This is a genomic window from Streptomyces sp. NPDC058701 (genome assembly GCF_042715295.1).
Classification (GTDB): domain Bacteria; phylum Actinomycetota; class Actinomycetes; order Streptomycetales; family Streptomycetaceae; genus Streptomyces.
This window is the reverse complement of record NZ_JBHXSY010000096.1, coordinates 1-7,249: the sequence shown is the minus strand read 5'-3', so window position 1 is coordinate 7,249 and position 7,249 is coordinate 1. Positions and strand designations below refer to the sequence as shown.

General features: G+C 69.4%; 6 protein-coding genes. 3 read left to right on the top strand and 3 right to left on the bottom strand.

Annotated features, from left to right (window positions below; genetic code table 11):
• Window positions 1–251 precede the first annotated feature (251 nt).
• Both ACFWW8_RS37720 and ACFWW8_RS37715 read right to left on the bottom strand, forming a co-directional pair.
• Window positions 252–623, bottom strand: a complete 372-nt coding sequence (locus ACFWW8_RS37720; RefSeq protein ID WP_386537249.1) for a hypothetical protein — start codon at window positions 621–623, stop codon at window positions 252–254.
• Between the two features lie 1,175 nt (window positions 624–1,798).
• The gene (locus tag ACFWW8_RS37715) at window positions 1,799–2,209 is read right to left on the bottom strand and encodes a hypothetical protein (RefSeq protein ID WP_386537246.1); all 411 of its coding nucleotides are present in this window, start codon (window positions 2,207–2,209) and stop codon (window positions 1,799–1,801) included.
• A 280-nt stretch (window positions 2,210–2,489) separates the two neighbouring features.
• On the opposite strand from ACFWW8_RS37715, the gene ACFWW8_RS37710 reads away from it, so the two are divergent.
• Genes ACFWW8_RS37710 through ACFWW8_RS37700 form a run of 3 tightly spaced genes read left to right on the top strand, consistent with a single transcriptional unit; the run spans window position 2,490 to window position 6,092 of the window.
• Entirely contained in the window at window positions 2,490–2,978 is a 489-nt protein-coding gene (locus tag ACFWW8_RS37710) for a hypothetical protein (RefSeq protein WP_386537243.1), read from the top strand.
• Between the two features lie 51 nt (window positions 2,979–3,029).
• Complete coding sequence (locus ACFWW8_RS37705; RefSeq protein ID WP_386537240.1) at window positions 3,030–5,759, top strand: Helicase associated domain protein; 2,730 nt, start codon at window positions 3,030–3,032, stop codon at window positions 5,757–5,759.
• A gap of 57 nt (window positions 5,760–5,816) precedes the next feature.
• Window positions 5,817–6,092, top strand: coding sequence for a hypothetical protein (locus ACFWW8_RS37700; protein ID WP_386537237.1), 276 nt, complete (start codon window positions 5,817–5,819; stop codon window positions 6,090–6,092).
• 357 nt (window positions 6,093–6,449) lie between these two features.
• Here the strand turns inward: ACFWW8_RS37700 and ACFWW8_RS37695 are convergent, their stop codons facing one another.
• A complete protein-coding gene (locus tag ACFWW8_RS37695) occupies window positions 6,450–6,821 on the bottom strand; it encodes a VOC family protein (RefSeq protein WP_386537234.1) in 372 nt (123 codons plus the stop codon).
• Window positions 6,822–7,249 lie beyond the last annotated feature (428 nt).

The window sequence follows — 7,249 nt, the reverse complement described above, 5'->3', positions numbered from 1 at the left end:
GCGGGTACCACTCCGCTGCGCGGAGTGCAAGGGAAGCCCTGCGCTGCGCTCCGGGCGCCCACCCTTCGGGTGGGGCTGGCCTACGCTGCGCTTCGGCCTGGTGTGGGTTCGCTGCGCTCTCCCACACTCCCTCGGTCATCCCCTGCGCTGCGCTTCGGGGTTGACCGAGGGTCACCGGCCGCGCTGCGCGCGGCCGGTGAGGCCTTCCGCTGCGCTCCAGGCTGGGCCCGCTTCGCGGGCGGCTGGCTAGGTCAGGGGGTTTCGGGGGGCATCGGTGTCCATGGTTCAGGCGGATAGGACTCCTTGGGCCTGAGGTCCGTCACTGCCACGAGTTCAGCCATCCGGAAGAGCCTGGCCCAGTAGGTCGGACTGTCACCCGGCCTCAGGACAGGCAGGATCTGCTCAAGCTGCGACCCACGCCAGTACAGGATCCTGTAACGCCATTCATCAAGAGTGCCGCCATTGACCAACCAGGTATGGACACAGCCGGCAATGTCCGCATCGACCATCACCAGGTCGAAGCCCGCCCTGTCCGCACCGGCAAGACCAGGAGGAAAAGGAAGCGCACGGTGCACCTCGTACAGCGCTGCCACAACAGCTATCGCATCAGAATCCTTCATCACCCCCAAGACCATCCGGGCCCTACAAAGGTTGCACGGGGCGATATCGGGAGCCCGCCCACGGTCATCCCCTGCACTGCGCTTCGGGAGTGACCGTGGGTCACCGGCTGGCCAGTGAGATCTTCCGCTGCGCTCCCCGGGCCTTGGGCTCGCTACGCGGGCGGCTGGCTACGGTGAGGCGGGGGCTGGGTCTGGTCCTGCGGCTCTTGGGCTTCCAGGCGGTCCAGCCGGGCCTTGGCCGGCTCCTGGTCGCGTATCAGTCTCCAGGTCTCCTTCAGACACACTCCGATCATGGCCAGGCCGCACGTCACAGCCGCCACCCGCCAGATGAGCCATCGTTCCTCCCTGGCGATCCCCCACCCGCACAGCATCAGGCTCATGAGCAGTGGTCCTGCTACCTTGCGCAGCCACAACTCGATCCCATCCAGCAACACGCCACCCCCGCCCGGAAACCACACCGCGGGTTCACCTCGCGGCAGGACCATGATCCAGCCTCTCGTGAAACATCAGGGTCCGGGGTCGCCCAGGTGCTGCAGTCGGCCGCTGCGCACCCGGTTCACTGCGCTCTCCGGTCCTGGGCCCGCTTCGCGGGCGGCTGGCTAATGAGAGGGTGACGGGGCTTGCTGCTGCTGTGGGTCGTCAGCCACTCCAGGTGGTCCAGCGGGCGTGGGACGGCTCGCACTGTCCAGACTCGATTGCCCTTTGGTAGGCCTCGTTCGGATCTACCGGCTCCGCGGCACTGCTGAAGAAGCCGTAAACGCAATCCGGGTAGACCGGCTGTAGCCCGTACCAGCAGGTGGTTATCAGGAGAGTCAGCACGAATGCAGCGAAGGGGTACCTCCATGTGAGAGGACCTGAGAGAGGACGGATCACACCGGAAATCGTACGGCCGGGACCTCGACATCCGGCCCCCGCGGGGGCCTTCCCATCGACCAGGGGTGGTCGCGCTTGCTGCTGCTGTAGGGGGTCAGCGTCGTCTTCTGAAGTAACCGTGTTGATGCAGTTTGTAGAGGACGACCGGAAGCAGGGCAGCCCACACCCCCAGGAACGCCCACTTGAACCACGGAGGCCCATCCGGCCTGTCTCGCGCCAACTCGGAGGCAACCACGAAGAGTGAAGTCACACCTTCCAACTGCCCAGTCCGTAGGCCAACACACGGCCCTGGGGCTGCGATCGCTTCATTGCGGGCCCGGTTCCGGGGAAGGGAACGCCTCGTACAGGGCTTCGGCGTGTACCTCATCCCACTGACTGATCAGCAGGCGCTCAACCCCGCCGTCACGCCGGTGTGACTCGACCTCCTGGCCCTTGTCTAATTCCACCTGTACCTGCGGATTTCCGCGGACCGCTGTGGCCTCGCCGCGCATCATCTCGAACCAGATGCCGCGTATCCAATAAAGGAGGTCATTACCTCGGTGGCGCAGCACTCGCACGCGGCGGTCGGTCAGCAGGAGGGACGCCCGCCGGGGCACCAGACCCCACAACGAGCGTCCGTAGGTCACGGCGCAGCCGGCCCTCATCCGCGCACCCTCAGGAACCCACTGCGCCAGGCGTTCACGGTCCACCGACCACTTCGCAGCGTCCATCACCACGCCCCCTCGCATCCCTCGAACGGCAACGTCACCGCCTGCCGCACGTCTACCCGGAAGCAGCCCGTGAACCGCTCTTCAGCAGATCCCGCAGCTTCAGCAGGAACCGGCACAACGTCCCCTTGCGTGCTTCGGCCCTGCCGGGCCGCTCGTTCGTGTGGGTTCCGGTGCAGCAACTGCATCAGACAGATGCAGCATGTACCGTTGGCGAAAACATGAGGCATCCGCCTCAGATTGTCTCGGCGGCATACTTTTTCTGGAAAGGACTCGGCGGGCATGTGGAGTGCTGACGACGTGGCGCGGGATTGGGGTTGCGGAGCGGATCGCGGAGGCCGCAGCCAGGGAGCGGGAGACGGAACGGGCCCTGGTCGACGGGGCCTTTGCCGAGTACGGGTCGGAGCCGGAGCGGCTGGCCGCGGTCTGGGCGGCGAAGCACCGGAAGTGGCGGCGCGTCAGTCTCCTGATGGACGCCTCCGGGCGGGACGCGTACGAGCCGGAGCGGGATGTCCAGGGCTGCGAGTGGGCGCGGGAGCGTGATGAGCGGCGGCAAGGGGTCCTGTCCGGGCATGCTGCGCAGCTGGTTCGGCGGCAGGACGAACAAGATGAGCTGCGGGCGGAGCTGTGGCTGTCCGCAGGCTCCGGCCGGCTGATCCGGGCGGCGGCCGCTTGGGCCGGGCTGCGGCCCGTCGAAGTCCTGGCGCAGCTCGCCGAGCGGGTCGTGGTGGGCGGGGATGGCACGGTGTCCGTGCCGCCGCTCTCGCCGTCGCGATGACCCGCGGCCGTCTGAAAACCCGCCGGAATTAGTGATTGGAAGGCCAGGAGAATGTCTGTGATTCAACTCAGGGAACACCAGGTTGCCCAGAAGTCGGCGTTCCGGAAATGGGTTGGATTCTCTGCAAGATCTTCTGTGCCCGCTCATGGGGTCCGGGGCACGATCGTGTCGGCGACCGGCTCGGGGAAGACGGTCATGGCCGCCGCGTCCGCGCTGGAGTGCTTCCCGGGCGGGCGGATCCTCGTCACCGTGCCGACCCTGGATCTCCTCGTGCAGACCGCGCAGGCGTGGCGCAGGGTCGGGCACCGGGCGCCGATGGTCGCGGTGTGCTCGCTGGAGAACGACGCGGTCCTGGAGCAGCTCGGGGTGCGTACGACCACGAACCCGATCCAGCTCGCCCTGTGGGCCGGGGCGGGGCCGGTCGTCGTGTTCGCCACGTACGCCTCGCTGGTGGACCGGGAGGACATCGAGGGCCCGGTGGGCGGGGGGAAGGTGCGGGGGCCGCTGGAGGCGGCGCTGGCGGGCGGGGAGCGGTTGTACGGGCAGGTGATGGCGCCGTTCGACCTCGCGGTCGTGGACGAGGCGCACTCGACCGCGGGGGATCTGGGGCGGGCGTGGGCGGCGATCCACGACAACGCCCGGATCCCGGCCGCCTTCCGGCTCTACATGACCGCCACCCCGCGCATCCTCGCCGCCCCGCGGCCGCGGAAGGGCGCGGGCGGGCTTGAGTCGGAGATCGCGAGCATGGCCGATGACCCGGACGGCACGTATGGGGCCTGGCTCCCCGGGGCCGAGCTCGGCCTGTCGGAGGCGATCGAGCGCGGGATCCTGGCTGGGTTCGAGATCGATGTCCTCGAGATCCGCGACCCCGACCCCGTCCTCGGAATCTCCGAGGACGCGCTGCGGGGCCGGCGCCTGGCCCTTCTCCAGGCCGCGCTGCTGGAGCACGCGACGCGGCACAACCTCAAGACCGTCATGACGTTCCACCAGCGGGTCGAGGAAGCCGCCGCGTTCGCCGCGAAGCTGCCCGAGACCGCGGCCGAGCTGTACACCGCGGCAGGCACGGACAGCGGGGTAGCTGAGGCGGCCCTGGAGCAGGCGGCGCTCCTCCCCCGCTCCTCGATCGGCGCCGAACCGTACGAGCTCGAGGCCGGCCGCCACGTCCCTCCGGACCGGGTGTGGGCGGCGTGGCTGTGCGGGGACCACCTCGTCGCCGAGCGCCGCGAGACCCTGCGCCAGTTCGCCAACGGCATCAACGCCGGGGGGCGGCGGGTCCACCGGGCGTTCCTCGCGTCTGTACGCGTCCTCGGCGAGGGCGTGGACATCACCGGCGAGCGGGGAGTGGAGGCGATCTGCTTCGCGGACACCCGTGGGTCGCAGGTGGAGATCGTGCAGAACATCGGCAGGGCGCTCCGCCCCAACCCGGACGGGACCACGAAGGTCGCGCGGATCATCGTGCCGGTGTTCCTGGAGCGGGGTGAGGATCCCGGCGACATGGTCGCCTCGGCGTCGTTTGCACCCTTGGTCGCTGTGCTTCAGGGCCTGCGCTCGCACGATGCCCGCCTCGTCGAGCAACTCGCCTCCCGGGCCCTGTCCCGGGGACGGCACGAGCGGCAGGTCCACATCCAGCGGGACGAGGACGGCCGGATCACCAGCGCCGCGGCCGGCGCCGGGGCAGGGGCAGGGGAGGGCGGCGCGGGTCAGGAGCAGGACGGTACCGGCGCCGCGGCCGAGTCGGCGCTGCTGCACTTCTCCAGCCCGCGCGACCCCGCGACCATCGCCGCATTCCTGCGGACCCGCGTCTACCGGCCCGAATCCCTGGTCTGGCTGGAGGGTTACCAGGCCCTGCTGCGATGGCGGGCCGAGCACGGGATCACCGGGCTGTACGCGGTCCCCTATGACGTGGAGACCGCGGTCGGGGTGACGGAGGCGTTCCCGCTCGGGCGGTGGGTGCACCAGCAGCGGAAGGTGTTGCGGGCCGGGGAGCTGGAGGAGCGGCGCAGAACCCTCCTCGACGCGCCGGAGGCCGGGATGGTGTGGGAGCCGGGTGAGGAGGCGTGGGAGACCAAGCTCGCCGGTCTCCGCTCGTACCGGCGGGCCCACGGGCACTTGGCGCCCCGGCAGGACGCCGTCTGGGGCGAGGACGGCGAGCAGCTCGCGATCGGACAGCTCATTGCCAACCTCCGACGCGCCGGCGGCCTCGGGAAGAACGAGGAGCGGGCCCGCACCCGCGCGCAGCAGCTGGCCGCGATCGACCCGGACTGGGCGTGCCCGTGGCCGCTCGACTGGCAACGCCACCACCAGGTCCTTGCCCAGCTCGCCGAGACGGAGGCCGACGGCCGGCTCCCCGCGATCGCGCCTGGGGTGCTCTTCGACGGCGACGACCTCGGCAGGTGGCTCACGCGGCAGGCACGCGACTGGGCGCGGCTCTCCGCCGAGCAGCAGGAACGGCTGACCGCGCTCGGCGTACAGGCGGCCCAGGCCCCGGCCCCCGCCCCGGTGGCCGCGGCCGCGGGCACGGGTGGCGGGGTGAAGGGGCCGTCCAAGGCGCAGCAGGCGTTCCAGCGGGGCCTGACCGCCCTCACCCAGTGGGTCGAACGGGAAGGCACCGACCGACCCGTCCCCCGCGGCCACGGCGAGGAGATCGCGATCGAGGGCGAGGCGGAGCCGGTCGTCGTGAAGCTGGGCGTATGGATCACCAACACCAAGGCCCGACGCGACAAGCTCGACCGGGCGCAGCTGGCCGCGCTCGCCGAACTCGGGGTTGAGTGGGCCAGGTAGATCAGGGTCCGGTCGAAACGCGTAGAGACGACAGAGAACCGCTGCGAGAATCCCCCCATGCCCAGCACCACCTTGGAAGAACTCCTCAACAACGTCGGCGGACTGTCGCCTGAAGTCGCGCAGCAGGCCGCCAAGCACATCGACGAATGCCGACGGCTGCTCGCGACGGGCACCGACATGGACACCGTGCAACAGCACCTGAAGGACCAGGACGTCAGCATCCTCCTGGCAATCCTGATCACCACCAGACTGCTCGGAGACCACCCCAGCAAACTGCGCGCAGCCCGCGAGATCGTGGAATGCAGCCCAGCACGAACACCGGGAAGCCCGTAGAAGGCCATCGTGCGCGGTTACATCTCCCGAGAGGCCGACTGCGATCGGCCCGACCGGCGCAGCTGGCCGCGCTCGCCGAACTCCGTGAAGTGGGCGCGGTAGCGGGGCTACTTGCGGGGCCCGGACGGGGCGCCGTACGGGCCGCCCAACCCCGTGAAGCGTACATATCGCGCACATGAGGCGTTCGGGGGCGGCTGTGGCGGCGGAATGGCGTGCCCTGCGGCTCGGCAGCGAGCCGGCGGTGTCCAGTCTCTGCGATGTGTAGGCAGGAACCGTCGGGTCAACGGCTGCGGAGCTCGAATATCGGCTCGGCGACCCCGACGGCATAGCCACACTCATCGCGACGAGAACGCCAAATCAGTGCGTGACGATACAAAAGGGATGCCCAGCAGGGTCGGTAAGGACCCGTGCCTTGTCCCCATGCAGCTGGTAATCCGGCTTGTCCGCACCCAGTTCCAACAGCCGGGCCTCGGCCTCGTCCAGACTCTCCGCGACCTTGAAGCAGATGTGAAGCTGCTGGGGAACGGTCTGGCCAGGCCAACTCGGAGGCCGGTAGTCCTCGACCCGCTGGAAGCCGATGAAGAGTCCGTCCTCGCGGTTGAGACCGGCGAACTCGGCATCCGACTTCGGGTGTGGTTCAAATCCCGTGGCCTGTTGATAGAACGCCGCCAGAGCCAGTGAATCAGGGCAATCGAGTGTTATCGCGATCAGTTCCATCTGCAGGGGCATGAGACCTCCGAGCCAATCAGTGAACTTCCGAGCACGCCATAGAGACAGCTGCCTGCCCTTGAACGGGACGGAGAGCACCTTCGTTCCGCTCAACCGCAAGCACAGCAGGTCAGAGCCCCACCATGCCAACAGTTATCCGGGACAGGACAGCGGTCGCCTCCGAACCCGCCAGCTCACACCGGTCCGGGGCGTCCTCCCCCTCATCCCGATCAGTTCCCCTTCCTCGCGGTTCTTCCCCGGTCAGGCGCCGGCGCGCCTCGCGGGCGGCGCGCCCACTCCTCCGAGAGCGCCACCACCGGACCGGCCGCAGACGCGGCAGGCCGGGCCTGGGCCCCGGCCGGCCCCGCCCCCCGAAAGGGTGGGCCCCCCAGCCCAGCCGGCCCCGACCAACTCCGCCCCCCCCCGCCCCAACTAAACCCCCCCGCACG

Excerpts from the sequence above, each read along its gene's own strand:
- ACFWW8_RS37695 (WP_386537234.1), bottom strand. The coding sequence starts at position 6,821 with ATGCCCCTGCAGATGGAACTGATCGCGATAACACTCGATTGCCCTGAT.
- ACFWW8_RS37700 (WP_386537237.1), top strand. The coding sequence starts at position 5,817 with ATGCCCAGCACCACCTTGGAAGAACTCCTCAACAACGTCGGCGGACTG.
- ACFWW8_RS37705 (WP_386537240.1), top strand. The coding sequence starts at position 3,030 with ATGTCTGTGATTCAACTCAGGGAACACCAGGTTGCCCAGAAGTCGGCG.